26 protein-coding genes and 3 pseudogenes are annotated in these 23,964 nt (G+C 64.1%); 12 read left to right on the top strand and 17 right to left on the bottom strand.

What is annotated here, in order from left to right:
* Positions 1–67 precede the first annotated feature (67 nt).
* The 3 genes and pseudogenes from EJ077_RS07895 to EJ077_RS32730 all read left to right on the top strand — a co-directional run.
* Positions 68–2,335, top strand: a complete 2,268-nt coding sequence (locus tag EJ077_RS07895; RefSeq protein WP_208700977.1) for an OmpA family protein — start codon at positions 68–70, stop codon at positions 2,333–2,335.
* Positions 2,336–2,663: 328 nt separating this feature from the next.
* A complete protein-coding gene (locus EJ077_RS07890) occupies positions 2,664–3,188 on the top strand; it encodes a TIGR00645 family protein (RefSeq protein WP_208700975.1) in 525 nt (174 codons plus the stop codon).
* Positions 3,188–3,253, top strand: a pseudogene (locus EJ077_RS32730) (hypothetical protein); the annotation flags it as partial. The gene EJ077_RS07890 and the pseudogene EJ077_RS32730, both read left to right, overlap by 1 nt.
* Positions 3,254–3,322: 69 nt before the next feature.
* Here EJ077_RS32730 and EJ077_RS07880 read toward each other — a convergent pair.
* Positions 3,323–4,189: an SDR family oxidoreductase gene (locus tag EJ077_RS07880; protein ID WP_208700974.1), complete on the bottom strand. Its 867-nt coding sequence runs from the start codon at positions 4,187–4,189 to the stop codon at positions 3,323–3,325.
* Between the two features lie 106 nt (positions 4,190–4,295).
* Between EJ077_RS07880 and EJ077_RS31925 the strand changes: the two are divergent.
* Positions 4,296–4,415: pseudogene (locus EJ077_RS31925) on the top strand (VapC toxin family PIN domain ribonuclease); the annotation flags it as partial.
* A 6-nt stretch (positions 4,416–4,421) separates the two neighbouring features.
* On the opposite strand, the gene EJ077_RS07875 reads toward EJ077_RS31925, so the two are convergent.
* Both EJ077_RS07875 and EJ077_RS07870 read right to left on the bottom strand, forming a co-directional pair.
* On the bottom strand, positions 4,422–5,054 hold the full coding sequence (locus tag EJ077_RS07875; protein WP_208700972.1) for a helix-turn-helix transcriptional regulator: 633 nt from the start codon (positions 5,052–5,054) through the stop codon (positions 4,422–4,424).
* An 8-nt stretch (positions 5,055–5,062) separates the two neighbouring features.
* Positions 5,063–5,935, bottom strand: a complete 873-nt coding sequence (locus EJ077_RS07870) for a S1C family serine protease (RefSeq protein ID WP_208700970.1) — start codon at positions 5,933–5,935, stop codon at positions 5,063–5,065.
* Between the two features lie 225 nt (positions 5,936–6,160).
* On the opposite strand from EJ077_RS07870, the gene EJ077_RS07865 reads away from it, so the two are divergent.
* A complete protein-coding gene (locus EJ077_RS07865) occupies positions 6,161–7,126 on the top strand; it encodes a S1C family serine protease (RefSeq protein ID WP_208700968.1) in 966 nt (321 codons plus the stop codon).
* Positions 7,127–7,135: 9 nt separating this feature from the next.
* Here the strand turns inward: EJ077_RS07865 and EJ077_RS07860 are convergent, their stop codons facing one another.
* Positions 7,136–7,561 carry a VOC family protein gene (locus tag EJ077_RS07860; protein WP_208700966.1) on the bottom strand — a complete coding sequence of 142 codons (426 nt, stop codon included), beginning with the start codon at positions 7,559–7,561 and terminating at the stop codon, positions 7,136–7,138.
* A gap of 66 nt (positions 7,562–7,627) precedes the next feature.
* On the opposite strand from EJ077_RS07860, the gene EJ077_RS07855 reads away from it, so the two are divergent.
* On the top strand, positions 7,628–8,221 hold the full coding sequence (locus EJ077_RS07855; RefSeq protein WP_208700964.1) for a TetR/AcrR family transcriptional regulator: 594 nt from the start codon (positions 7,628–7,630) through the stop codon (positions 8,219–8,221).
* Between the two features lie 43 nt (positions 8,222–8,264).
* Here the strand turns inward: EJ077_RS07855 and EJ077_RS07850 are convergent.
* From EJ077_RS07850 to EJ077_RS07835, 4 genes and pseudogenes are all read right to left on the bottom strand, one after another.
* Positions 8,265–8,883: pseudogene (locus tag EJ077_RS07850) on the bottom strand (SDR family NAD(P)-dependent oxidoreductase).
* 102 nt (positions 8,884–8,985) lie between these two features.
* Positions 8,986–10,254: a beta-ketoacyl-ACP synthase II gene (gene fabF, locus EJ077_RS07845; protein ID WP_208700962.1), complete on the bottom strand. Its 1,269-nt coding sequence runs from the start codon at positions 10,252–10,254 to the stop codon at positions 8,986–8,988.
* A 76-nt stretch (positions 10,255–10,330) separates the two neighbouring features.
* Complete coding sequence (locus tag EJ077_RS07840; protein WP_208700960.1) at positions 10,331–10,912, bottom strand: TetR/AcrR family transcriptional regulator; 582 nt, start codon at positions 10,910–10,912, stop codon at positions 10,331–10,333.
* A 322-nt stretch (positions 10,913–11,234) separates the two neighbouring features.
* Positions 11,235–12,197 (bottom strand): LysR family transcriptional regulator, encoded by a 963-nt coding sequence (locus EJ077_RS07835; protein ID WP_208700958.1) that lies wholly within the window; start codon positions 12,195–12,197, stop codon positions 11,235–11,237.
* Between the two features lie 106 nt (positions 12,198–12,303).
* Between EJ077_RS07835 and EJ077_RS07830 the strand changes: the two genes are divergently transcribed.
* Positions 12,304–12,939: an FMN-dependent NADH-azoreductase gene (locus EJ077_RS07830; protein WP_208700956.1), complete on the top strand. Its 636-nt coding sequence runs from the start codon at positions 12,304–12,306 to the stop codon at positions 12,937–12,939.
* A 54-nt stretch (positions 12,940–12,993) separates the two neighbouring features.
* Here EJ077_RS07830 and EJ077_RS07825 read toward each other — a convergent pair whose 3' ends face one another.
* Positions 12,994–13,293, bottom strand: coding sequence for an AzlD family protein (locus tag EJ077_RS07825; RefSeq protein WP_208700954.1), 300 nt, complete (start codon positions 13,291–13,293; stop codon positions 12,994–12,996).
* Positions 13,290–14,024 (bottom strand): AzlC family ABC transporter permease, encoded by a 735-nt coding sequence (locus tag EJ077_RS07820; protein ID WP_127870064.1) that lies wholly within the window; start codon positions 14,022–14,024, stop codon positions 13,290–13,292. The genes EJ077_RS07825 and EJ077_RS07820 overlap by 4 nt, the downstream gene beginning before the upstream one ends.
* 170 nt (positions 14,025–14,194) lie before the next feature.
* Between EJ077_RS07820 and EJ077_RS07815 the strand changes: the two genes are divergently transcribed.
* Both EJ077_RS07815 and EJ077_RS07810 read left to right on the top strand, forming a co-directional pair.
* Positions 14,195–14,653: an Lrp/AsnC family transcriptional regulator gene (locus EJ077_RS07815; protein WP_208700952.1), complete on the top strand. Its 459-nt coding sequence runs from the start codon at positions 14,195–14,197 to the stop codon at positions 14,651–14,653.
* A gap of 229 nt (positions 14,654–14,882) precedes the next feature.
* Entirely contained in the window at positions 14,883–16,085 is a 1,203-nt protein-coding gene (locus EJ077_RS07810; protein ID WP_208700950.1) for an MFS transporter, read from the top strand.
* A 72-nt stretch (positions 16,086–16,157) separates the two neighbouring features.
* Here the strand turns inward: EJ077_RS07810 and EJ077_RS07805 are convergent, their stop codons facing one another.
* Positions 16,158–18,128, bottom strand: a complete 1,971-nt coding sequence (locus EJ077_RS07805; RefSeq protein ID WP_245458666.1) for a putative bifunctional diguanylate cyclase/phosphodiesterase — start codon at positions 18,126–18,128, stop codon at positions 16,158–16,160.
* A 322-nt stretch (positions 18,129–18,450) separates the two neighbouring features.
* Between EJ077_RS07805 and EJ077_RS07800 the strand changes: the two genes are divergently transcribed.
* A complete protein-coding gene (locus EJ077_RS07800) occupies positions 18,451–19,485 on the top strand; it encodes a class I SAM-dependent methyltransferase (RefSeq protein WP_208700947.1) in 1,035 nt (344 codons plus the stop codon).
* Between the two features lie 113 nt (positions 19,486–19,598).
* Here the strand turns inward: EJ077_RS07800 and EJ077_RS07795 are convergent, their stop codons facing one another.
* Both EJ077_RS07795 and EJ077_RS07790 read right to left on the bottom strand, forming a co-directional pair.
* Positions 19,599–19,892: an HlyU family transcriptional regulator gene (locus EJ077_RS07795; protein ID WP_127278827.1), complete on the bottom strand. Its 294-nt coding sequence runs from the start codon at positions 19,890–19,892 to the stop codon at positions 19,599–19,601.
* A 44-nt stretch (positions 19,893–19,936) separates the two neighbouring features.
* A complete protein-coding gene (locus tag EJ077_RS07790) occupies positions 19,937–20,578 on the bottom strand; it encodes a TetR/AcrR family transcriptional regulator (protein WP_135920897.1) in 642 nt (213 codons plus the stop codon).
* 181 nt (positions 20,579–20,759) lie between these two features.
* Between EJ077_RS07790 and EJ077_RS07785 the strand changes: the two genes are divergently transcribed.
* Complete coding sequence (locus EJ077_RS07785) at positions 20,760–21,437, top strand: PspA/IM30 family protein (RefSeq protein WP_208700945.1); 678 nt, start codon at positions 20,760–20,762, stop codon at positions 21,435–21,437.
* A 57-nt stretch (positions 21,438–21,494) separates the two neighbouring features.
* Positions 21,495–21,755 (top strand): YiaA/YiaB family inner membrane protein, encoded by a 261-nt coding sequence (locus EJ077_RS07780; RefSeq protein WP_127280449.1) that lies wholly within the window; start codon positions 21,495–21,497, stop codon positions 21,753–21,755.
* Positions 21,756–21,841: 86 nt separating this feature from the next.
* Here the strand turns inward: EJ077_RS07780 and EJ077_RS07775 are convergent, their stop codons facing one another.
* The 4 genes from EJ077_RS07775 to EJ077_RS07760 all read right to left on the bottom strand — a co-directional run bounded on the left by EJ077_RS07775 (position 21,842) and on the right by EJ077_RS07760 (position 23,765).
* Entirely contained in the window at positions 21,842–22,525 is a 684-nt protein-coding gene (locus tag EJ077_RS07775; protein WP_208700943.1) for a PadR family transcriptional regulator, read from the bottom strand.
* Between the two features lie 163 nt (positions 22,526–22,688).
* On the bottom strand, positions 22,689–23,057 hold the full coding sequence (locus EJ077_RS07770; RefSeq protein WP_208700941.1) for a thiol-disulfide oxidoreductase DCC family protein: 369 nt from the start codon (positions 23,055–23,057) through the stop codon (positions 22,689–22,691).
* Between the two features lie 20 nt (positions 23,058–23,077).
* Complete coding sequence (locus tag EJ077_RS07765) at positions 23,078–23,344, bottom strand: DUF333 domain-containing protein (RefSeq protein WP_208700939.1); 267 nt, start codon at positions 23,342–23,344, stop codon at positions 23,078–23,080.
* Between the two features lie 127 nt (positions 23,345–23,471).
* Positions 23,472–23,765: a GYD domain-containing protein gene (locus EJ077_RS07760; protein WP_027145767.1), complete on the bottom strand. Its 294-nt coding sequence runs from the start codon at positions 23,763–23,765 to the stop codon at positions 23,472–23,474.
* Positions 23,766–23,964 lie beyond the last annotated feature (199 nt).

Raw genomic sequence — 23,964 nt, 5'->3', positions numbered from 1 at the left:
GGGCCACTGGAACCAATTTCGTTAAAAGCGGTTTCGGCAAGGATGGGACCCCACAAGGAGAATTTCGATGAAACGCCAACCACGGATTCTGGCAGGCACAGCCCTTGGCCTGTTGATGGCATCCGCGCCGTTAGGCGCGTCCCCACTTCAGGGGACAGCCGCGTTCGGCCCCATGCAGCGCAGCGCGACATCGCTGATCATCCTGGCGCAGGACACGCCGACCGATCAGGGGCAGAGCGACCAGGAGCTGCGCAAGAAGAAGCGCGAGCAGCAGCAGACGGAGTCCGCTCCGGCCGCCGAGAAGCCCGCCCCCGCGGCCGAAGAACAGCAGCCGCGCAGGAAGAAGCGCGACCAGCAGCAGCAGGCTGAGCAGGCCCCGGCCGGCGAGGCAGCGCCCGCCACCGACGAGCAGCAGCCGCGCAGGAAGAAGCGCGACCAGCAGCAGCAGACCGAGCAGGCGCCCGCCAGCGAGGCAGCGCCCGCCACGGACGAGCAGCAGCCGCGCAGGAAGAAGCGTGGCCAGCAGCAACAGACCGAACAGGCACCGGCCGGCGAGGCGGCTCCCGCCACCGACGAACAGCAGCCGCGCAGGAAGAAGCGCGACCAGCAGCAACAGACCGAACAGGCACCGGCCGGCGAGGCGGCTCCCGCCACCGACGAACAGCAGCCGCGCAGGAAGAAGCGCGACCAGCAGCAACAGACCGAACAGGCGCCCGCCGGTGAAGCAGCGCCCGCCAACGACAACCAGCCGGCCAAGCCCGGCAGGAAACACAAGCAGGATCAGCAGAACGAGGCGCCGGCCGCTGTGCCGGAGACCGCCCCGACGCCGAAGGAAGCTCCTGCCGGCGAAGCGAAACCGAAGGTTGAACCGGCCCCCGCCGGCGAGCAGCCTCCCGCCCAGGGCGAGCAGTCACAGGACAAGACGAAGAAGCACGGCAGGAAACCGGCTGGCGAACAGCCTGCGACCGGCGAGCAGCCTGCGACCGGCGAGCAGCCGCAGACCGGCAAACAGCCTGCGACCGGCGAACAGCCGCAGACCGGCAAACAGCCTGCCACCGGCGAACAGCCGGCGACAGGAGAGCAGCCCGCTACCGGTGGGAAGGCCGCGCCTGTACAGGGCGAAAACCCCGTTCAGGGAGAAGCACCCGCCGACAAGAACGCCGCCCCCATCCTCGACAGCCAGAAGGATGCCAAGCGCAAGGGTCGCGGCGAGAATGGCCAGGGCGGCCGCAAGCCCGCCAACGGCGAAGAGCAGAATGGTGGGCAGCAAAATGGCGGGCAGAATGCCCAGCAGGGCGGTGACCAGGGCCAGAAGCCGGTAGTGGCGCCCGCGGATCAGGGTCCGCCTCCAACCGACGACAAGGCCGCCCAGGAGGCGATCAAGCCGCAAACGATCGTGCCGGTGACGCAGGAGAAGGGCAAGCGCCTCGACCGCGCGCCCGACGAGAACATTCGCGAGCGCCGCCGGCCCAAGGGCGTCGACGTGCTCAAGGAGATCGGAGACCGGGTGATCATCCAGTTCAACGACCAAACGTTTGTCCAGAGCAATGATCGCCCGCGCCTGACCCGCGGCGCCAGGGACGTCTACTACGAGGACCTGCCGCAAGGCCGCACGCGCGAGACGGTCGAGCGCGACAATGGCGTCCAGATCGTCACCATCCGGAACCGCTACGGCGACGTCATCCAGCGTTCGCGCATCGGGTCCGACGGCCGCGAATATGTGCTGAGCTATGTCGACGAGCGCAGCTACCAGGACGAAAATGACTGGCGCGACCCCGGCGATGACCTGCCGCCGATGCGGCTGACAATTCCGCGCCGGGATTACATCCTCGATTCCGAGGATGTCCAAAGCGACGACGACTACTACACCTTCCTCGAACAGCCGCCCGTGGAGAAGGTGCAGCGCCTCTATTCGATCAACGAGGTCAAACGTTCGGCCCGCGTGCGCGACATTGCCCGGCGCATCGACCTCGACACGCTGAACTTCGAATTCGGCTCCTCTTCGATCTCCGACACCGAGGTGCAGAAGCTCCAGGGTGTCGCCGATGCCATGGGGAAGCTGTTGAAGAAGAACCCGGCGGAAACCTTCCTGATCGAGGGCCATACCGACGCCGTCGGAACGCCGGAGGCGAACCTTGCTCTGTCGGATCGCCGTGCCGAAGCAGTTGCGGAAGCGCTGACCAATGCCTTCGGCATCCCGCCCGAGAACCTGACGACACAGGGTTATGGCGAGGAGTATCTGAAGGTCGACACCTCGGCGCCCAACCGCGAGAACAGGCGCGTCGCCATCCGTCGCATCACCTCGCTGGTGGCGCCGGTGGCGAGCAACAATTGACCTGCGTTTCCAGCGCCTTGGGGTGATTTCTGGAATCAGGTCGGCAATAGCAGCCCATCCCGGTCAACCGGGATGGGCTGGAACCAGGAGCAGCGCTACCGGGTCGACAACAATTGTACAGCCGTTAGAGCCGGCTCATTGAATCATCGGGCTTTGCACCCCAGATTCTGGACTGGGCGTTCCCTGCCCCGTCCCGACTCCAGCGGGACGCATTGAGCCCCGCCGGCCCTCTCCGGCGGGGTTTTTTGCTTCAAGCCAATCTTGCAAACGGTGCTCTGGTGGCCGAAATACGGCCTCAACGCCGACCATGGAGCAACGGAACCAGTGCATGAAGCGTCTCGAACTCGCCATCGAATCGATCATCCTCGCCTCACGCTGGCTGCTGGTCGTCTTCTATGTCGGGCTGGGTCTCGCACTGGCCGTGTATGCGCTGTCCTTCGGCAAGAAGCTCTACGAGTTCATCACCACGGTGTTCCTGCTCGGCGACACCGACACCATCCTGAAGATGCTAGGCCTGATCGACGCCGCGCTTGTCGCCTCGCTGGTGGTGATGGTCATCATCTCGGGCTACGAGAACTTTGTCAGCCGCTTCGACGCTCAGGATGGCGAGGGTGGCGTGCACTGGCTGGGCACGATCGATGTCGGCTCACTGAAGGTCAAGGTCGCCTCGACCATCGTCGCGATTTCCTCCATCCACCTATTGCAGGTGTTCCTCAACTCGTCGTCCTATTCGACGGACCAGCTGATGTGGCTGACCATCATCCACCTCGCCTTCGTCGTCTCGGCGCTGATGCTGGCCTATATCGACCGGCTGATGGGCCTGAGCAAAGGCAAGAAGCAGGGCGAGAATTGATGCCTGTGGAAAAAAACGGCGATCAGAAGCTTGAGCGGCTTCGTCGGGCAATCGATGAGGGCGACCAGTCAGGTGAACCGGAGCCGTTCGATTTCGAGTATTTTTCGAAGGCAAGCGGCGGCGGCAGGATCCCTTCAGTAAATGTTCCTGATCTTGCTGTCTGTCCTAGCAAACACCTCGTCCGGCACAAAGAAATCTCCGGCAAGCGGTCCGGTTGCGCCAGGCGCATAGACCGAGAAATCGCTGGTGCCCTCGGCGCGCAACACCTCCTCGTCGATGTAGAAATTGCCTGTTGCCTCGCGCGACGGCCGCATGAAGATCGCATGCGCGGCGTCGGCCATGATGTCGGGCGAGCGGCTCATCGCCGCCACGGTCGCCCCGCCCAGGAGATTGCGCACCGCCGCCGTGTCGATGGTCGAGATCGGCCATAGAGAATTGACCGCGATGCCATCCCTGGCGAATTCCGCGCTCATGCCAAGCGTGCACATCGACATGCCGAACTTGGCCATGGTGTAGGCGACGTGGTTCTTGAACCATTTGGCCTTCATGTCGAGCGGCGGTGCCAGATTCAGGATGTGAGGGTTTTTAGCCAACTTCAGGTGCGGAATGCACGTTTTGGACACGAGGAAGGTGCCGCGCGTGTTGATCTGGTGCATCAGATCGTAGCGCTTCATGTCGGTTTCCAACGTGCCTGTGAGTTGTATGGCGCTGGCGTTGTTGACGCAGATATCGATGCCGCCGAATCTTTCGACGGTCTTGGCGACCGCCTCGGCGACCTGCGCCCCCTCGCGAATGTCGCACAGCACCGGCAGTGCCTTGCCGCCCGCCTGCTCGATCTCTTGCGCCGCGCTGTAAATCGTGCCTGGCAGCTTGGGATGCGGCTCGGCGGTCTTGGCCGCGATGGTCACATTGGCGCCGTCGCGCGCGGCCCGCAGCGCGATCGCCAGCCCTATGCCGCGCGACCCGCCGGAGATGAACAGCGTCTTTCCCTTGAGCGACATTTCTTCGCCTCCCTGCAACTTTTCGACGGCGCGATCCTTGCCCGCGCCGCGGCGGGATACAAGAGGTTGCAAGGGGAAGCCATGGTGACGCTGCGGAGGCCGATGGCACCCGGCGGCGCTGAATTTCGGTGACTGCATTGCCTACGCCACGGCAAGGCTCGAAGCCATGCCATTGCCTTTCAAGGGCGATGATTTCCGCCTGACCGATATCGAAGCGGCCGTCTGAGCAATATCAGACCAGCACCAGCCCCTGACGCATCGCAATGGCGATGGCATCCGTACGATTGGCGGCCCCGAGCTTGATCAGGATCGCGGCGACATGGAACTTCGCCGTGTGCACGGAAATGTTGAGCCGCCGCGCGATCACCTTGTTGGGCGCCCCTTCGGCGAGCAGCGCCAGCACTTCCGCCTCGCGTGGCGACAGCGCTGGCCGGGCGGCGTGCTCGTCCAACATTTCATCCTCGAACGGCTCGCCTGCGTGGAAATCCTCGCGGTGTCCGGGCGTGCGGCCATTGCCCGATATGCTGTAGCCAGCCGCAGCCAATCGAGCCGCCGCGGCGATCAGCAGGTCGTCCGCGCCAGCGGGCATGACGGCAAACACCTCGCCGGCAGGCCACTCTGCGCTGGCACGTGCCGAGAGCAACACCCGTGGCACCGAGGCCGGCACGGCATCACCGCTCCTGTCGTCGACGACTGCAACGTCGGCCCTGCCGCCGCCAACGACCACCGGCAGCAGGTCATCGCTTGCGGCAAGCGATGCCGCCAGGCGCTCGGCGCGCCCGGCATCGGCAAGCGCAATCAGCACCACCAGCCGCCGCGAAGCCGCACTGTCGGTCCCGATCCGGTCGCGGGCGAGTGTTTCCATCGATCCTCTCAGCTCAGCGGCTTTTCGCCGATGGTCAGCACGACGTCGCGCTGCTCGCCGCCGCGCACGACACCCAACGTCACCGAAGCACCGGCACTGTCGGGCCCGAGCCGGCGGATAAGGTCGCGCGGACCATGCACGGCCTCGCCGTTCCACGCCACGATGATGTCGCCGAGCGACAGACCGGCGGCCTTGGCCGGGCCATCGTCGTCGAGGCTCATCACCATTGCTCCATGCGCGTCGCGGTCGCGAACCGGATGCAGGCCGGCGCCGAGATAGCCGCGCGCGACATGGCCCTTTTCACGCAAGGTGGCGACGGCCCGCTCGATCGTCTCGTACGGCATGACCAGCGCCCGCCCGCGCGGCCCGAACAGCAGCATGCCGATCAGCGCGCCCTTGGCGTCGAGCACCGGGCCGCCCTCGAAGCGGCCGCCGGCGCCGACGGCCAGATTGATGCGCCGGTCGATGGTGCCGCCGCGCATCGAGCGCCAGGCCGGACCAACCTCGCCGACCGAGCCGGACACAGCCAGTGCCGAACCCTGGCTGTTGCCGATGGCAATTGCGATGTTGCCCGGCCGAACGGCATCGGCCTTGGCAAGGACAGGCGCGGTGGCGGCATCCGTGGGCTTCAGCAGGGCAACGCCCGTTGAAGGATCGCGGCCGACCAGCTCGGCCTTCACCGTCTCGCCGGAGGCCAGCGTCAGTTCGATCTCCTCGCCGGCCTCGACGGCTTCCTCGGCGGTGACGAAATAACCGTCGCTCCAATGGAAGGCACTGGCCGTGCGGTGGTGATGGGTGGTGAAGCTCGCCGTTGCGGGGGCGGCCTCGGCGGCCAGATCGGCGATGGCCTCGGAAAATGCATTCAGATTGAAGTCGCTCATGATGATCTCCTGGGTTCTCTCGTGCCCCAGATATCGCTCGGCAGTGCGCCTAGAGGTACTCGCCTGACGGCTAGTTGCTGGTTCGACTGGCCATCTGGTCAGGTCGCGGCGGTTCCGGCCGCTCCGCACATATAGTGCGTGTCGCCCGAAAGTGCTCGGCGGTTCTGGGACAACGGCACCTACGGAAGAAACGCATCGCCGCGCCTGAAAACACGGAGCCCGCCCATGGCCCTCGCCGCCGCCAAATTCCAAGCCGATGACATATTGGCCGATGACACGCTGCTTGACGCCTATTCGACGACCGTCGCGGACGCCGTCGACCGCATCGGCCCGGCGGTCTGCCGCATCGAGCGCATCGGCGGCCCGGGCGGCCATGGCTCGGGCTTCGTCATCGCGCCGGACGGGCTGGTCGTCACCAATTTCCATGTCGTGGGTGACGCCAAGACGGTGCGCGTCTCGATGCCGGACGGCGCCTCCAGCGAGGGCCGCGTGCTCGGCCGCGACCCCGACACCGACATCGCCCTGGTGCGCGCCGACGGCAGCTTCGCCGATGTGGCGCCGCTCGGCGATTCCAAGCGGCTGCGGCGCGGCCAGATCGCGATTGCCATCGGCAATCCGCTGGGCTTCGAATGGACCGTCACATCAGGCGTCGTTTCGGCGCTCGGCCGCTCGATGCGCGCTTCGACCGGCAGGCTGATCGACGACGTCATCCAGACCGATGCGGCACTCAACCCCGGCAATTCCGGCGGGCCGCTGGTGTCGTCGGCGGGCGAGGTGATCGGCGTCAACACCGCCATGATCCATGGCGCGCAAGGCATCGCCTTCGCCGTCGCCTCCAACACCGCCAGGTTCGTCATCTCCGAGATCATCCGCTTCGGCCGCGTGCGCCGCGCCTTCATCGGCATCTCCGCCGACACCGTCAATTTGCCGCGCCGCGCAGCGCTCTTGTCGCAAGTGTCGACCAGCACGGCCGTGCGGCTGCGCAGCGTCGAGAAGGACGGCCCGGCAGCCAAGGCGGGTCTCAAGGAAGGCGACATCATCGCCGCCATTGACGGGCGCCCGGTCACCGGCGTCGACGACCTCGTGCGCATGCTCGACGCCGAGCGCATCGGCCGCGAGACGCTGTGCACCGTGGTGCGCCGCACCGGCGTCAGCCAGGTGGTGGTAACGCCGGTGGCCAGGGCGAGCTGACGCGGCCGCTCAAGCCCCAGCCGCGCCTTCCGCATACTGCGCCAGGAACTCCTCGCTGGGCGGGATCGGCTTGATGACGTCGATCAGAACTCCGTTGGGATCTTTGGTGATGAAGTGGCGCTGGCCGAAGGGCTCGTCGCGCAGCGTGCGCAGGACTGGCAGGCCGGCAGCAAGAATCCGCTCATAGACCGCATCGGGATCCCGAACCTCGAAATTGATCAGCAGGCCCGAGGTCCGCCCTCGCCCCTCCTCCGGGATCGTCTCGTGGTCGCCCTGGACGATGCCGAGGTTCACTCTGCTGTTGTCCACCGATCGCAGGTGCACGTACCAGTCGCTCGTAAACAGGGGCCGGAAGCCGAAATGCTCGACGTAAAAGGCCGCTGTGCCGGCGACATCGCCGGTCATCAGCACCGGATAGTAGCTTGTCGTCTTCATCTTTCCTTCTCCCGCCAATTAACATACAGTCTGCATGTAAATTCGATTAACATACAGGCTGCATGTATGCAACAGGAATCCGGACGCCGCTCGAACCGCGACCGCACCGAGGCGACACGCGCAGACCTGATCGCGGCGGCGCGCAAACTGTTTACGGAGAAGTCCTATGCCGAGACCGGCACGCCGGAGATCGTCGCCGCCGCCGGCGTAACGCGCGGCGCGCTCTACCATCACTTTGCCGACAAGCAGGCGCTATTCGCCGCCGTGGTCGAACAGGAAGCCGCGGCGGTGGCGAAGGAGATCGACCGCGCCTCACCGCCTTCGCTCAGCCCCCGCGATGCGCTGATTGCCGGGTCAAAAGCCTATCTCACCGCCATGCGCGCGTCCGGCCGCACGCGGCTCTTGCTGCTCGACGGCCCGGCCGTGCTCGGCCGGGCCGCCATGGACGCGATCGACAACCGACACGGCAATCGCTCGCTGCGCGAAGGCCTTGTCGCGGCTATGCGCGCACGATCGATGACAAAGCTGCCGGCGGAGGCGCTGACAGCCCTGCTCGGCTCGGCTTTCGATCGGGCGGCGCTCGCCATCGAGGCGGGCGCATCAGCCGAGGACTACCGCGCCGTCCTGACGGCGCTGATCGACGGACTGTCGCGCGCCTGAAGTTGGTCCCCAATCAGGTCGGTGTTCGCGAGCAAAGCCCCTCTCAGCCCGGTAGCCCGAGCTGCTTTCGCAGGCTCTTGTCGAATGCGGTCGCGGGGACGAAACGGCGCAGGAGACTGACCTGGCGCGCCATCTTTCCCGCCGCGTAGCGCCTCCTCGGAGCGGGTTCTGTGGCGGCTTTCAACACCGTCGCCGCCACCACTTCGGGCGCGTCGCCTCGACGCGTAAAGCGCGAAATAGGGAGCCGGGATGAACCCTTGTACCGAACTCAAATTGACGATCCTGCCCTTTCCCTGGCGCCGCATTGCAGGCAACACCGCGTTGGTCACGCGCAACACGCCGAAGACGTTCACGTCGAACAGCGCCTGGGCCTGGGCGGTCGAGGACTCCTCCGCGCCGCCAAACAGACCCATCCCGGCATTGTTGACGAGCAGGTCGATACGTCCGGCCTTGGCCAGAACGTCATCGACCAGTTTCGCCACGGACGCATCATCCGTCACGTCGCAGGTCAGCATGGTGACGCCGTCGGTCCTCTCGCCCGCCGCGCGACGGCTGGTTCCGAACACGCGAAAGCCCGCCTCGAGCAGGGCCTTGGCCGTCGCGTGCCCGATGCCGGAGGATGCCCCGGTGACCAGGGCGACGCCGAGATTGGTTTTGTTCATGGAAATTCTTTCTTTAGCCAGGTTGCGTTTCGAAATGTGGCCCGCTGGTCGTCCACGGTCAGCGGCTCAATCACCGGCCGCTCCGGTGCTCGTACCGGCTGGCTAGTCGGTCCAGCGCCGGAACAACGCACTGGCGTTAACCCCGCCAAAGCCGAAGCCATTGGAGATCGCGTAGTCCATCTCCATTGGCCGGGCTTGGTTTGCGACGAAGTCGATCCCGTCGCCGGCGGGATCGGGGGCGCTCAGATTGAGGGTCGGCGGCGCGACCTGGTCCCTGAGCGCCAGCACCGTGAAGATGGCTCCAAGCCCGCCGGCGGCTCCGAGCAGATGTCCGGTCGCCGACTTCGTTGCGCTGACCGCTATGCCGAAATCCGTGCCGAAGACCCTTTTGATTGCCGCGATCTCTCCCGCGTCGCCGACCGGCGTGGAGGTCGCGTGCGCGTTGAGATGGCGGACTTCCCGTGCCGAAATGCCGGCTTGGGCGATCGCGATCTCCATGGCTCGCCGCGCACCGTCGCCATCCTCGGGTCCGGATGTGATGTGATAAGCATCCGCCGTCGTGCCGTACCCGACGAGCTCCGCCAGCGGCTTGGCGCCGCGCGCAAGCGCATGGCTCAAGGACTCCACGACCAGGATTCCGGCTCCTTCGCCCATGACGAAGCCGTCACGCAGCATGTCGAACGGACGGGAGGCCTGATCCGGACGGTGATTGAAGGAGGTCGAAAGGGAGCGTGCCGCGGCAAAGCCGCCGAGGCTGACCGCATTCATGCAGGCTTCCGTTCCGCCGCAGACCGCGATGTCGGCCTCATTGGCGCGGATGAGACGCGCCGCGTCGCCGATCGCCTGAATGCCGGCCGCGCAGGCCGTCACCGGAGCGCCGAGCGGCCCCTTGAACCCGTGTCGGATGGAAATTTGTCCCGCCGCCATGTTCACCAGGAAAGACGGCACGGTGAACGGTGAGAGGCGCCGAACACCGCGCTGGTCGACGGTTCGCACGGCTTCGGTTATCGCGGGAAATCCTCCGACCCCCGAAGCGATGATCGTCGCGGTGCGCGCCTTGTCATCGTCCGAGACCGGCTTCCACCGCGCCTGGGCCAGTGCCTCTTCCGCCGCCGCCAGTGCAAAGACAATGAAGCGGTCAGCCCTGCGCTGTTCCTTCGGGGCCAGGACGGTGTCTGGATCGAAGCCGGCTTCGGGGTCTTCCTGCAACGAGGGAACCGTTCCGCCGACCTTCGCCGGCAGATCTCCCACCATTTCGACCGGCAGGCTCCTTATGCCCGAGCGGCCAGCCAGGAGCCGGGACCAGGAAGTCGCGACGCTGGTCCCAAGGGGGCTCACTGCTCCCATGCCCGTAATAACGATCCGACGCATTTCTACTCCAGCTGTCATTCTGCTTGATCCGTTCGCGTGATGGCGCAGCGCAGGCGCCCGGCCGCGATCACCGCCTCTATCCTTGCGCGGCCGCAATTCGCCTAACTTCGCCGGCGGCGGCATCGAGAAAACGCTGCGACATCTCTTCATCTCCAAGGATGCGGGAGATCGTCACGGCACCCACCATCAGCGACAGCATCGCCATGGCCTTGCGATGGGTTTTTGGACCTTCCGCCGCCGGTATCAGTTCGTCGAGAACCTCGAGGTGAGCTGCGATCCCATCCTGGAATGGCGCCCTGACCTCCTTGCCTTGGCGCGCCGCGTCCGAACCAAGCGCCACGATCGGACAACCGTCGCTCTTCTCTTCGCGATGTCCTGCTGAAAGGTAGAGCCCGATAAGGGCTTCAAGGGGGTCGGGGCTTCCGGCGGCAACAGCCGACCATCTGCGCGTCGCGTGTTCCATCGCTCGCCTCGATGCCTGCGCTGCCAGATCCTCCTTGGAGTCGAACTGCTTGTAAAAGGCGCCTTGGGTCAGCCCGGCACCCTTCATCAGATCCTTCAGCCCGATGCCGTCAAAGCCGTGCTCTCGAAAAAGCCGGCTCGCCGCGTTGATCACCGCGTCGCGATTTGCTTCCGCCTGTGTGCGGCTGACTCGCATTCCTGCTCTCCAATTAGATTTCGTTCGACATCTATAACAAGGATAGAGTTTGAATGCAATCTAATTTGAATCGCTCCCTCCCTCCGCGGCAGAGGATGGAATGACGACGCAACCGGAACCCTCCAATCTCGTTATGTCAGGGCTCACCCATTCCCTCGAGGCTCACATTCGGGATCGACACATGAAAAAGACTATGAAAAACCGACGCTACGCAAGCGCGGGAAATTGACCGCCCGCACGGCGCAGATCGTGGTTTCCGGGGTGACGTTGATCCCATGATGTCCCCGGCTGGACATGGAAGCTCGGCCTGCGAGTTGCCAGGTCAGATACCGGAACCCGCCGCACCATGGGTCTCCGGCTCGTCCTCGGGCACCTCGCCCGGCTCGAACTCGTTGAAGCAGCCGAGTCCGCGCTTGAACCGGTCGATCAGCCAGGCGGCCGCTGGCTTCGGGCTGCGGTCGTTGCGGTGCATGGCAAACAAGGGCGAGCTCGTTTCCTTGTAGGGCTCGAGATCAAGTTCCACCAGGCGGCCACTGGCCAGATCGTCGGCGATCAGCCAGCGCGGCAGCCCGCCCCAGCCCAGCCCCTCGCGCATCAATATGTGCTTGGTGCGCATATCGGTCAGTCGCCAGGTGCGGTAGGCGAAGACGCCGTAGTCGCGCCCCTTGGTGCGCTCGGACTGGTCAATGACGACGAGCTGCGTGTGCTCGCGCACATCCTCCAGCGCCACCGGCTTCGGCAGCAGCGCCAGTGGATGGCTGGGTGCGGCCGCCGGCACCAGCGACATGAAGCCGATGCGAACGAGATGCACGTCGACATCGCCCAGCAGGCCGCCAATGCCGAGATCCGCCTGGCCGCTGACGACGAGATCGGGAATGAGGCCGAGCGTGCCGATATGCAGGCGCAGCGTCACGGTCGGGAACTGCTTCTCGAACGCCTTCAGCACCCGCACCAGCACGGGTGAAGGCAATGCCACGTCGACCGCCAGCGCCACCTCGGCCTCCAGCCCATGATGGTGGCCGTCGGCGCGCGAACGGATGCGCTGCAGCACGCTCACCATGCGCCGCGCGTCTTCCAGCATGGCCCGGCCGATCTCGGTCAGTTGCGGCTCGCGCGTGCCCTCGCGTTCGAACAGCTTCAGCCCAAGCTGCGCCTCGAGATTGGCGATGCCGTAGCTGATGACGGATTGCGCCCGGTTGAGCTTGCGGCCGGCGGCCGAGAAACTGCCGGTGTCGGCAACGGCCACAAGGATCTGGAGCTGGTCGAGGGTCGGGTTCGGCTGCATCATCCCATCCATTCGGTAGATGGATCATATAGAAATATACCAGTTTATCGGATGGATCGATAGCCCCATATGGAGCGGGACAATTCATCCACTGGAGAGACCTGCTATGTCCATTCTTCTTGTTACCTCGAGCCCGCGCGGCGCTGCCTCGCACTCGACCCACATCGCCACCGAGTTCGCCCAGAAGCTTCTCGCCGCCGACCCGTCGAACACGCTGGTCGTGCGCGACCTCGTCGCCAACCCGCTGCCGCATATCGATAGCGACTATGCGACCGGCATCTACACCCCGGTTGAAGCGCGCACCCCGCGCCAGGCCGAAGTGGTGGGCGTTTCCGACGTCGTGCTCGACGAGTTGTTCGCCGCCGACACGGTGATCCTTGCCACCGGCTTCATCAACTTCAACATCTCCTCGACGCTGAAGTCCTGGGTCGACCACATCGCCCGCTCCGGCCGAAGCTTTGCCTATGGCGAGAACGGCCCCAAGGGCCTCGTCACCGGCAAGAAGGTCTATATTGTGCTGGCTTCGGGCGGCATCTATTCCGAGGGCGCGGCCGTGCAGTTCGATCACGCCATTCCCTATCTGCGCGGCGTGCTCGGCTTCCTCGGCATGACCGATGTCGATGTCATCCGCATCGAGGGCGTCGGCATGGGCCCCGACGCGGTCACCGCGGCGCTCGCCAAGGCGACCGCCAAGGTCGATGCCGTGGTCGCCAGCCAACAGGTTGCCGCCGCTGCCGCGTAAGGCTCTCGATCAACTGAACTCGAAAGGCAGGCGTTCGCGCCTGCCTTTTTCATTTTAGCCAATGAAATGCCTGAGCAGGCCCGCCGAAGCGACGCCGATCAGCACGGTCGGCAGCATGGAAAGCCGCGTCGCGGCGATGAGGGTGATGGCCAGCGCCAGAAGGTCGGCGGGATTGCGCGACACGAAGGCCGGCGCGATGACCGAGATCAGCACGCAGCCGGGTGCCGCCTCCATCACCGCGGTTGCCCGCGCGCTCAGCACACGGTTGCGCAGCACGACATAGCCGCCGATCCGTGTGAGATAGGTGACGCCGGCCATCAGCACGATGGTGAAAAGGGTTGTCATGTCGATCATGCATCACCTGCCATCAACCAGGCAGCAAGCAGCCCCGACACCGCACCCGCCGCGACATACCAGGCGCCGGGAATGAAGAGATAGACAAGGGCCGCGACGACCAGGCTGACCAGCCAGGGCCGCGCCGCCGCCACGCTCTTCCACATGCCGCGCATCAGCACCAGGAAGACGGCCGGAAACGCCATGTCGAAACCATAGGTCCCGACATCGCCCAGCATCGGGCCGAGCAAGGCGCCGAGCGAGGTGAAAGCCACCCAGGTGAGATACATCGCCAGCGCGGCGCCCATATAGTAGCGCGGGCTGAAGGCCGGGCCGATGCCCGCGGCGGCGCGCTGCTTAGCATCGGCCAGGCCCAGCGCCCAGCTTTCGTCGCACATGAGGAACAGCGCCGGGAAAACCTTGCGCCGCGGCAGTTCGCGCAGGAACGGCGCCAGCGCCGCTCCCATCAGCAAATGACGGCTGTTGACCAGGAAAGTGATGGCGACGATGAGGAGGATATGCGGCGGGGACGTCCACAGCTGGATCGCCGCGAATTCCGAGCCGCCGGCGAAGTTCAGCCCGGTCATCATCGATAACTCGACCGTGCTCAGCCCTTTCTGCGTGGCCTGGGCGCCGAGCACCAGTGCGTAGGGAATGGTGCCGACCAGCACCGGCGCGCAGGACGTCACACCACGGCGGAACTCGGATTGCGAACCATTGCCGGCGGCTTCGACTGCCTGGGAAATGCTCATGGTCTGCCATAGGCCAGCCTCACAGCCGCCCTGCCCTGCGTTTGAAATTTCGTGGTGTCAGGAGCAAAACATACCCACACTTCTCCGCAATTTGGTTGCGAAGATTGTTGTTTTTCGGCCAATTTTGGCATTCACTGTCACATACTGCCAGGAACGTGGAATTCAACACCATGAAACTCGACGACATCGACAAGCGCATCCTGCGGGCGTTGCAGCGCGACGGCCGCATGGCCAACAATGATCTGGCCAGTGAGGTCGGCCTGTCGCCCTCGCCTTGCCTGCGGCGTGTCAAGCTGCTGGAGGAAGCCGGCATCATCGACCGCTATGTCGCCGTGATCAATCCGGCCAGCATCGGCAAGGGCCTCACCTTCTTCACCCGCATCTGGCTGAAGGCGCAGGACGAGGACACGATCGAACATTTCGCCACCGAGGTCGCCAAGCTGCCGCAAGTGATGGAGTGCTATCTCATGCTGGGCGACTGCGACGCCATGGTGCGCGTGGTGGCGGCCGGCATCGACGACTACCGCCGCTTCCAGTCGGAACATCTCAGCCGCATCAAGGGCGTGCAGAACGTCAAGACCGACGTGCCGAGCCAGACGATCAAATACACGTCGGAACTGCCGATCTAGGACAGGCCAGGAATGCAGCAGTTTGGACACGAAAGCCCGATTGAAAATGGAGGCACAAATCCAGGGAGTCAGCATTTCGAGGCACCGCTGGAAAACCGGGCGTCCAGACTGGATAAAAAATGCAACCGGATTGTAGGATGGACGCCGATGCCGGCGTCCTACGGACGCAAGGGCACGGCGAAGCTGGACCGTGCCGCCTCAAGACTGCGTTCCGGCATGGGAGAAAACCATGAACCTTTCCTACCGTTGGGTCATCGTCGCGGCTGGCGCGCTGATGTCCTGCGTCGCCATCGGCACCATGTTCTCGCTGGCGATCTTCCTCGAACCCATGGCGCTCGATACCAACTGGTCGCGCGCGGGCATTTCGAGCGCCATGACGCTCAACTTCCTGGTGATGGGCCTCGGCGGATTCGCCTGGGGCGCCCTGTCCGACCGGTTCGGCGCCCGCATCGTCGTGACGATCGGTGCCGTGCTGCTCGGGCTGGCGCTGGTGCTGGCAAGCCGCGCCGGTTCGCTCCTCACCTTCCAGATCACCTATGGCGTGCTCGTCGGGCTCGCGGCCAGCGCCTTCTTCGCGCCCATGATCGCGCTGACCTCAGGCTGGTTCGACACCAATCGCGGGTTGGCGGTATCGCTGGTCTCGGCCGGCATAGGCGTGGCGCCGATGACGATCTCGCCCTTGGCCCGCTGGCTGATTTCGGCCTATGAATGGCGCACCGCCATGTTCGACATCGGCCTCCTGGCCTGGGTGCTCCTGCTGCCCGCCGTCCTTCTGGTGCGCCAGCCGCCAAAACCCGCCGCCTCCGATGCGACCGCGGCGCCAGTCGCCGAAGGCGCCAGCCTGACGGTCGGGCAGGCGCTGCGCTCGCCGCAATTCATCGTGCTGGGGCTGACCTTCTTCGCCTGCTGCGCTGCCCATTCCGGCCCGATCTTTCACATGGTCAGCTACGCCATGCTGTGCGGCGTCGCCCCGATGGCGGCGGTCTCGATCTACAGTGTCGAGGGTCTCGCTGGGCTCGGCGGCAGGCTGCTCTACGGCGTGCTGGCCGACAGGCTGGGCGTCAAGCCGGTGCTGATCGCTGGGCTGGCGATCCAGGCGATCGTCATTGCCGCCTATCTCTCGATCAGCCAGCTCGACCAGTTCTATATGCTGGCCGTCATCTTCGGCGCCACCTATGGCGGCGTCATGCCGCTCTACGCGGTGTTGGCGCGTGAATATTTCGGCCAGCGCATCCTTGGCACCGTGTTCGGCGCCGCCACCATGCTCTCGAGCCTCGGCATGGCGCTGGGGCCGCTTGCCGGCGGCATGATCTTCGACGCCTATGCCAGCTACCATTGGCTGTTCCTCGGCTCGGCTCTCATCGGTCTGGGCGCCGCGGGCATAGCCATCGCCTTCCCGCCGCTGCCACGCAGGGCGTTGCAGACGGCATAGGCACGGCAATCGTGGCCAGAAAAAAACGGGCTTAACGGGCCAATGGCCCGTCAAGCACCGCCTGCTTCGGCGTCACGCCGACTTGAGGACCGTGAACGGCCGTTTTTGAACGGCCCGTTTGGCCTGGAAAATCGCGGCCGGAGCCGGGCGGCCGACATGAAAGCCCTGGACCTTGTCTATGCCGAACTGGCGCATGAGGAGCATCTGCTCTTCGGTCTCCACGCCTTCGACCAGGATTTTGTGGCCGCGATTTCTGACCAGCGCGATGATGTCCTGCAGCATCGCCATGCCCTTGGGGGTCCCGCAGTCGTGGAGAAACGAGCGGTCGATCTTGACCGTATCGAAATCGATGAGACGAAGCCACGAAAGGCCGGCGAAGCCCGTCCCGAAATCATCGAGCCAGATCCTGATCCCGAGCAGCTTCAGGTCGCTGATGCAGCGCAGGATGTCGGAGTGCATCTCCATCTCCAGCCCCTCGGTGATCTCGAAGGCCAGCCTGTTGCCGGTTACGCCGGTCTCGCCCAGAATGGTCGCGACCGATGTCGCGAAGCCGGGCGTCTTGAGCTGGATCGGCGAGACGTTGACGCTGACGACGCGCACGTGATCCTGCGCCAGGAGTTCGGCGCACACGGTCCTTATTGCCCAACGCCCGAGCTCGAGGATGGCGCCGGTTCGCTCCGCGACGGGAATGAACAGGCTCGGCGGAACCAGGGTGCCGTCCAGCATCTTGAGGCGCATCAGCGCCTCCACCGCCTCGAGCCTGCCGGACGCGACGTCCTGGATGGGCTGATAGACGAGCGAAACGAGATCCTGGCCGATCGCGATCTTCAGCAAAGCCGCCAGGTTCTCGCTCTCGTCGCTGCTCTGGGGATCGGTCGGATCGAACAGCCGGACACAGTTTCGGCCGCTGGCTTTTGCCAGATAGAGCGCTCGATCGGCCTCGTGGATGATCTTCTCCAGCTTGGCGGCGGTCTGCTTCCTGGTGAATGCGGCGCCCACGCTCGCCGTCACGATCGCGATGCCGTCCCGCCGCAACTCGTGCGCGATCGCCAGGTTCTCGACCGTGCGGCAAATGGCTTCCGCGAGATCGGCGACCTGGTCTTTCCTGCCCATGCGGGCCAGGACGATGAATTCCTCACCGCCATAGCGGCCGATGGAGCCGTCATATTGTTTGATCAGATCGCTGAGCGCTTCGGCGACCTGGATCAGGCAACGGTCGCCTTCCTGATGGCCATAGCAGTCGTTGAACTTCTTGAAGAAGTCGACGTCGATGAGGATCGCCGCAAAACCATGGCCAAGCTTTTGCCAGTCATTCCAGTAGTCGCGCAGTTTCTCGTCGATCGCGCGCCGGTTCTCCAGGCCTGTAAGCGGATCCGTCCGCGACAGCCTGAGCAGGGCCTTGCCGCGCTCGGTGGCCTCATTGTGCTGGATCTTGGCTTCCAGCGCGTTGAGGAAGACGTTGTAGCGCTCTTCGTTCAGCTTCCAGTTCACATAGGACGTGAACGTGAAGCACGAAACGTAGAAAGTGCCGAATACCATTTTGTATGTCAGCGACGCCGGTAGAAAGTAGTTCACCACATACAAGATGCACAAAATTATGGTCGACGTTATGATCGACACTTTGAACCGGAACGTGAAGAAAAGATTGGCACTCATCATGAAAATGGTGCCGAAGACCATGTAATAGGCAACGCTTTCCTTGTTCGCGCCCATGGAGGCAGGGCAAAGCCAGCCGAGATAGCCGAAGATGATGGCACCGGCGCAGGTTACGTCAAGCCAGTCCGTGGCGACTCCCCGGCGAAGCTGTGCTTCCAGCACCAACAGTGCGGTCAGTCCGACAGCGAAGCGGGCCGTGATCGTAAGGGCGGCCACATCCGGTATCAGCAGCAGATCGGATGCCGAAAACAAGATGTAGATGACGACGGCGATCCAAAGGCCCGGCCTGGCCTCCTTCCTTCGCTTGGCCTGGGCTTCCGTCCGGTAAAGGATGCGAAGTTCAGCCGCCCCCGTTTCCTGGCGTGGATCGTGCGGTTCCGAATCCACCGCATCAGCCACTCTGGATGACGAGCGTTCGTTCACGACGAATCCCGGCTGAAGGGCATTTCGCGTTCCGAATTCTTTTGCAGCTTCTGCCCCCAACGCAGACCGACTCCTTGGGCGCGACACGTCTTGCCGCGCAATCAAATGCAATGATGCAGGACAAGTTTCCGTTAACTCGAACCCGGAATCCCCTCCTTAAAAACCCCAAAGAATTGACATGGTTAGCGGGAAATTAATCATACCGATAAAATGCCCGCGAGCCGACATTGGCAAATCGAGTATTCTAAGCAATAAGTTAACTGACTGTTAACTATGGAGCTTTGGTGTGCAAACTGTCTTTGACGGCAAGAGTCTGATTACCGCGGAGGCGATCGCCGGCGGTCTCCGTCGCGGAAAGCCCGAGCATCACGGCGAAGCGTTTGAAACCGCTCGCGCGGAGCTGGCGCTCATCCTCCAGGCGACACAGCAGCAGGTCGAGCAGCAAAAATTTCCCGCCGAGATCGTTCGCCGCCTGCTGTCGCTCCTCAACGCGCTGCGTGCCAAGGTCCATCCCGACGTGTGGCAGGCCTTGATACCGCTGGCGCAGAACCACCCGCTCCAGAAGTACTTTCTCGAGGATCCGCTGACGCATTGGTCCTTCACCAAGCCCAGGGGGTATTCCGGCGACGCGCAGTTGCTCGACTACATCTATTGTGACCCGCACGTGGCCGAGAGCGTGGCAAACGCCTCGGAGATCGGCAAGGCGCTCTACAGCCACACCCAGAACGTTCCGTCATGCGTCGCGGCACGGGAACGCCGCGATCTGCTGACCCGCTATGTCGATGAAACCGCGGCCACAAATGGGCCGGAAACCGAAGTTCTGGCCATCGCGGCCGGCCATCTGCGCGAAGCGAACCGTTCGGCAGCGTTGGCCGAGGGCCGTCTCAAGCGCTGGGTCGCGCTCGACCAGGACCCCCAGAGCGTCGGACTGATCGCGCGCGACTTCCAGGGCACCGCGGTCGAGGCCATCGACGGCTCGGTACGCACCGTGCTCACCAGGAGCCACAAGCTTGGCAAGTTCGATCTTATCTATGCCTCGGGCCTTTACGACTACCTCCAGCACAATGTCGCCGTGAAGCTCACCAAGACATGCCTGCAGATGCTGAAGCCGAACGGCACTTTCCTGTTTGCGAATTACGCCGAGGGCACTCCTGACGCCGGCTATCGGGAAACGTTCATGGACTGGGTGCTGCTGCTGCGGTCGGAGGTCGACATGTGGAACATCATCAACGCCAGCGTCGACCGCAACACCGTCGAGGCGCAGGTGTACTTCGGCGAGAACCGCAACGTGCTCTACGGCGTCATCCAAAAGCGCGGATGATACCCCTCCTGACGGCACACCGGCTGATATAGGGACCTCGAGCGCTTCAGACGGAGTGCTCGAGGGGTTGGTCTGTCTCACACGCATCCGCGCTCTTTCGGGAGCGGCCAGCCCTACCCGAAAATCCGCTCGCCCTGCTCGTCGACGAGCTGGATGCCCTTCTTGATCGAGATGTCGACGGCATCGTCCAGCCCGGCGAAGCGGTCGGCGCGGATGAACTTGTGCTCCTTCACCACGCCGTCAACCTCCTTGGAGACGACGCCGCAGGTCTGGTACTGACCCTCGGTCTTGTAGGGCGTGGCGCTGATCGTGAACCCCTTGTGTTCGACCTGCTTGGCGGGCGCGGCACTTGCAGGCTCGGCCGCTTCGCCGCCACCGCCGCCGAAAAGACGTTTCAGAAAAGACATCGCTCAAATCTCCTTGTCGCTTTCGATCGCCGTCGGTGTGCGATTCACGACGTTGTTTTCCCAGCATGCGCGAATGTGCCGCCGCGTTCCAGCCCCCTGATGAAGACGGAGACGAGGAGCGCGATCTGCTGGTCGATCTCGTCGGCCTGCCGACGCACGGACCTGGCCGCATAACCGCTGGTGACGATGCCATGCACGCTTGACCAGAGGGTTCGCGCGGCGATCCGACGCGTGTCCTCGTCGAGGTCGAAGCCGCCATCGGCAAGGACACTGGCGATGATCTCGAACAACTGGTCGAGCCGCGCCTCATAGACATCGGGCTCGGTCAGCACCGGACGCCGCCTGTTGAAGGCAAGCAGCGCCGGCCAGCTGCCGGGATGCGCCTCGACGAAGCGCACATAGGCGCCGGCCAGTGCCATCAGCCGTTGGCGCACGTCGGTGATGCCACGCCTGCCAAGATCGGCCATCGCCGCCGCCCCTGCGACACCCAGCCGGTCGAGCAGCCGCATGTTGACGGCGCGGTGCACACCGTCGAGATCGGAAAACAGATTGTAGACCGAGCCGACCGAGATGCCCGCCTGTTCGGCGATGGTCCTGGCCTTCAGATTGTCCATGCCGCCTTCGTTGAGCAGCGTCTCGGCAATGGCCAGCACCCGCTCGCCCGCCTCTTCCTTGTCCAGTGCCATGCTTTTCCTTCTGAATGAGCGCGCCTTGTGGATGGCCTGCTGTTTCCGGCCCCGATGCCGCTTCGTTTACCATAGACCAGGCATCGTGAACAGCGTTCAAAAAAGCTCTTGAACAATGTTCATTTCCTGTTACGTTGGCTTCGTGAACATTGTTCACGGAAACTTCGAAGGGAGAAGAACCATGCTTAGCCTGATCAGAACATTGCTCGACGGCGCCAGCGCACGGGTCGAGGACGGCCTGAAGGATCGCTTCGCCATCGACCTTCTGGCGCAGCGCATCCGCGACGCCGAGGCGGGACTTGCCGCCGCCAAGCAGACGCTTGCCTCACTGATCGTGCGCCAGCGTGCCGAGCAGGCCGGCCTCGACCATCTCGACCGCCGCCACGCCGACCTGGAGACACGCACGGTCAGCGCACTGGCCGCCGGCAACAACGGGCTTGCCGAAAGCGGTGCCGCAGCCATCGCCGAACTGGAGAATGAACGCGAGGTCCGCCGCGCCACGGTGCAGAGCCTAGGCGAAAAGACTTTGCGGATGCGCGTTTCGGTGGAGCGGGCGCACCGCCGCATCATCGACCTCAACCAGGGCATGATCTCGGCACGGGCCATCGATGCCGAGCGCAAGGCGCAGTCGCGTCTCGTCAGGTCGATCGGTCATTCGGCGAGCCTCAACGACGCCGAGGAGCTTTTGGCCCGCATCAAGGGAGCCAGCGATCCGTTCGAGGAAGCCGGCATTCTCGACGAGATCGACGGCGAGCTGCGTCACGACGGGATCCGCGACCGCCTTGCCGACGCCGGGCACGGTCCGGCGGTGAAGGTGCGCGCCAGGGACGTGCTGGAACGCCTGAAGACCGTCAACTGAATATCTCGGACCTGACCACATCAAACCCAACTTCGATCCAATCAAAGGAACACGACAATGAACAGCAATCAGACCTACATCATGTTCAACACCGTCTCGGTCGGCGCCGCCTACTTCATGCTTGGCCTATCGCTGTGGCTGGCGCCCGTCGACCTGTCGACCAAGGGCTACTGGGGCATGGGCATCCTGCTGCTCACCGGCAGCCTGGTGAACCTGGTCAAGTATCGCACGGACGAGCGCATCTCGGCCGAGACCACCGCCAAGATCGAAAAGGCGCGCAACGAAAAGCTGATCAGCGAATATGTCGGCAAGGAATAATCGCCATCGCCGCTGACGAGAAAAGCCCGGGTCTCCCCGGGCTTTTTGTGCCTTGCGCCCAACTGGCAAGATCCGGTCTTGCTAGCTCAGCGATGTGTCAGCGCTTCCAGCGCTTCGGCGGCGGCTTCGAGAATGGCGATCGCCTCGGCCTGCTTTTCGGCAGGGGCATCGACGATGTCGCCGAGCGCCGCGCGCAGCCGGTGGCGGATGGCGCGGAATTCGTCACGCGTTTCCGAGCGTTCGCCACGACCGCCACGGCCGCCACGACGGTCCTCGCCGTCGTCGCTCCAGCCGAACCAGTCGCGCGCCTTGGCCATCTTGCGGCCGAAGCGCTCGAGATGTTCGAGCACGCCGTCGATCATCTCGCGGTTGTCGGCCAGATGCGCCTGCCCGGCCTCGGTAATCGAAAACACCTTCTTGTTGCCTTCGCTCGAAGACACGGCATAGCCGGCCTCTTCCAGGAAGGTCAGCGTCGGGTAGACCACGCCAGGGCTCGGGCTGTAGATGCCGCTGGTGCGCTCCTCCAGCGCCTTGATGATGTCGTAGCCATGGCGCGGCGCCTCGGCCAGCAGCGACAGCGTGATCAGCTTGAGGTCCCCATCGGCAAGCATCCGCCCGGCGCGAAAGAAGTCGCCCGGGCCGCCGCGCCCGCCGCCCCTGCCCCCGAACGGACCGAAGCCGCCGCCCCCTCTGCCACCGAACTTGCCGGCCATGTGCATGAACATGCGCTCGCCGAAACGATGATGGTCGGAATGATTGTGTCTGTGCATTTGATTGCTCCTTGAGTTCTATCTTACGATGTATCTTAATTAGGCAAACCAAATCGCTGAGTCAAGATATATCTTACGATGTATCTGGTCATGAGCCAAGCGATATCCATGGCATCGACGCGTCAGGCCCGGCTGGGTTGGATAGTGTGTGAATGGAGGGAGGCTACCAGTGGCCCTTGCGCCGATTCCAGCCGTAGAGCAGATCGGCGAAGTGATCATAGGCAAGGCGGGTCAGCGGCAGCATGAGCCGATTGCCGAACAGGCTCGCCAGCCAGCCCTCGCCCGGCGCTACCAGCCAGACCGCGATCGCCACATCGGCGCCAACCAGCAATCCACCCTTGGCATCGGTCGCGTGCAACCGGCGGCGGATATCCTCCAGCGAGGCGCCATGCGACGACAGCGCATCCGGCTCCAGATTGATGTCGCGAAATTCGATCCGACCGGCCTTGACCGCCTCGATCAGCCGCCGCTTCTGCCGGCTGATGCCGGCATCGCAGACCGGGCAGCGCGTGTTGTACCAGACGGTCAGCAAAGGCGTGGCCCTGCAATCATTCACTTGGCATGCATCGCGGCCTTCGGCCCGACGCATTTGTTGTCGCGAAACAGCGCCCATTCCTCGCACAGGCGTCCATTGGGCAGGCGGCAAAAACCGTATTCGTTGCCGGCCTTGTCCTTCCTGACCACAAAGCGGCCGCCGATCGCACCGCAATGGACCGATGCCGGATTGGCCATGCCGACCGGTTTTTGCGTGGCGCCGGCATCGACGGGCATCAACGACATCAAGGCCAGACCGACGGCCAGTATCAAAAAATTGTTCATGCGATCTCTCCTCGGCCCCATGTCTACCACGGCGAGGCGCCCTGTCCCGAGGCAGCTGTCAAATTTAACGGAACGCCGGATCAGGTGCCGTTGAGGCGGCACCTGATCCGGCCGTCGGAAAACCTCATTATCCAAGTGAGGTGATGATCTCGCGATAGGCGAATTCGGGAAAGGCCTTCATCGTCCGCGTCCTGATGTTGCCGGCCGCCGCCAGCATCAGCGAGAAACGCGCCAGGATCGCGTCGTCGGGCGCCTCGACCACCGCCACCATGTCGTATTCACCCATGGTCAGGTAGAACGCCTTGAACGATCCGCCCATTTCGCCAAGTTGCTTCCTGGCGGCATCGAGCCGCTTCGGTGACTCGCGCACATTTTTGGCGCCCTGCTCCGTCCAGTTCATCAGCACGATGTAGCTTGTCATGGCACACCTCCCTCCGGGGCCACGGAGCACGGCACTCAGGCCTGGGTCTGTCGACACGGCCTCGACCGGGGCGGGCTTCCGGGGTTGTCGCCCGAAAAATGCATCCGACGTCGAATTATCCTCCCGCTGCCAACGTCCCGCAAGCACTACCGCGCTGGCACCCATTGCAGAGTGAGCGCGGCCAGTTGAAGCCTGTTTG

Source organism: Mesorhizobium sp. M8A.F.Ca.ET.057.01.1.1, assembly GCF_003952565.1.
GTDB lineage: Bacteria > Pseudomonadota > Alphaproteobacteria > Rhizobiales > Rhizobiaceae > Mesorhizobium.
Note: the sequence above shows the minus strand (reverse complement) of the source record. Positions and strands in the feature narration are given on the sequence as shown.

Bases quoted from the DNA above. Each gene is read 5' to 3' on its own strand.
- EJ077_RS07895 (WP_208700977.1), top strand. From the start codon at position 68: ATGAAACGCCAACCACGGATTCTGGCAGGCACAGCCCTTGGCCTGTTG.
- EJ077_RS07890 (WP_208700975.1), top strand. From the start codon at position 2,664: ATGAAGCGTCTCGAACTCGCCATCGAATCGATCATCCTCGCCTCACGC.
- EJ077_RS07880 (WP_208700974.1), bottom strand. From the start codon at position 4,189: ATGTCGCTCAAGGGAAAGACGCTGTTCATCTCCGGCGGGTCGCGCGGC.
- EJ077_RS07875 (WP_208700972.1), bottom strand. From the start codon at position 5,054: ATGGAAACACTCGCCCGCGACCGGATCGGGACCGACAGTGCGGCTTCG.
- EJ077_RS07870 (WP_208700970.1), bottom strand. From the start codon at position 5,935: ATGAGCGACTTCAATCTGAATGCATTTTCCGAGGCCATCGCCGATCTG.
- EJ077_RS07865 (WP_208700968.1), top strand. From the start codon at position 6,161: ATGGCCCTCGCCGCCGCCAAATTCCAAGCCGATGACATATTGGCCGAT.
- EJ077_RS07860 (WP_208700966.1), bottom strand. From the start codon at position 7,561: ATGAAGACGACAAGCTACTATCCGGTGCTGATGACCGGCGATGTCGCC.
- EJ077_RS07855 (WP_208700964.1), top strand. From the start codon at position 7,628: ATGCAACAGGAATCCGGACGCCGCTCGAACCGCGACCGCACCGAGGCG.
- fabF (WP_208700962.1), bottom strand. From the start codon at position 10,254: ATGCGTCGGATCGTTATTACGGGCATGGGAGCAGTGAGCCCCCTTGGG.
- EJ077_RS07840 (WP_208700960.1), bottom strand. From the start codon at position 10,912: ATGCGAGTCAGCCGCACACAGGCGGAAGCAAATCGCGACGCGGTGATC.
- EJ077_RS07835 (WP_208700958.1), bottom strand. From the start codon at position 12,197: ATGCAGCCGAACCCGACCCTCGACCAGCTCCAGATCCTTGTGGCCGTT.
- EJ077_RS07830 (WP_208700956.1), top strand. From the start codon at position 12,304: ATGTCCATTCTTCTTGTTACCTCGAGCCCGCGCGGCGCTGCCTCGCAC.
- EJ077_RS07825 (WP_208700954.1), bottom strand. From the start codon at position 13,293: ATGATCGACATGACAACCCTTTTCACCATCGTGCTGATGGCCGGCGTC.
- EJ077_RS07820 (WP_127870064.1), bottom strand. From the start codon at position 14,024: ATGAGCATTTCCCAGGCAGTCGAAGCCGCCGGCAATGGTTCGCAATCC.
- EJ077_RS07815 (WP_208700952.1), top strand. From the start codon at position 14,195: ATGAAACTCGACGACATCGACAAGCGCATCCTGCGGGCGTTGCAGCGC.
- EJ077_RS07810 (WP_208700950.1), top strand. From the start codon at position 14,883: ATGAACCTTTCCTACCGTTGGGTCATCGTCGCGGCTGGCGCGCTGATG.
- EJ077_RS07795 (WP_127278827.1), bottom strand. From the start codon at position 19,892: ATGTCTTTTCTGAAACGTCTTTTCGGCGGCGGTGGCGGCGAAGCGGCC.
- EJ077_RS07790 (WP_135920897.1), bottom strand. From the start codon at position 20,578: ATGGCACTGGACAAGGAAGAGGCGGGCGAGCGGGTGCTGGCCATTGCC.
- EJ077_RS07785 (WP_208700945.1), top strand. From the start codon at position 20,760: ATGCTTAGCCTGATCAGAACATTGCTCGACGGCGCCAGCGCACGGGTC.
- EJ077_RS07780 (WP_127280449.1), top strand. From the start codon at position 21,495: ATGAACAGCAATCAGACCTACATCATGTTCAACACCGTCTCGGTCGGC.
- EJ077_RS07775 (WP_208700943.1), bottom strand. From the start codon at position 22,525: ATGCACAGACACAATCATTCCGACCATCATCGTTTCGGCGAGCGCATG.
- EJ077_RS07765 (WP_208700939.1), bottom strand. From the start codon at position 23,344: ATGAACAATTTTTTGATACTGGCCGTCGGTCTGGCCTTGATGTCGTTG.
- EJ077_RS07760 (WP_027145767.1), bottom strand. From the start codon at position 23,765: ATGACAAGCTACATCGTGCTGATGAACTGGACGGAGCAGGGCGCCAAA.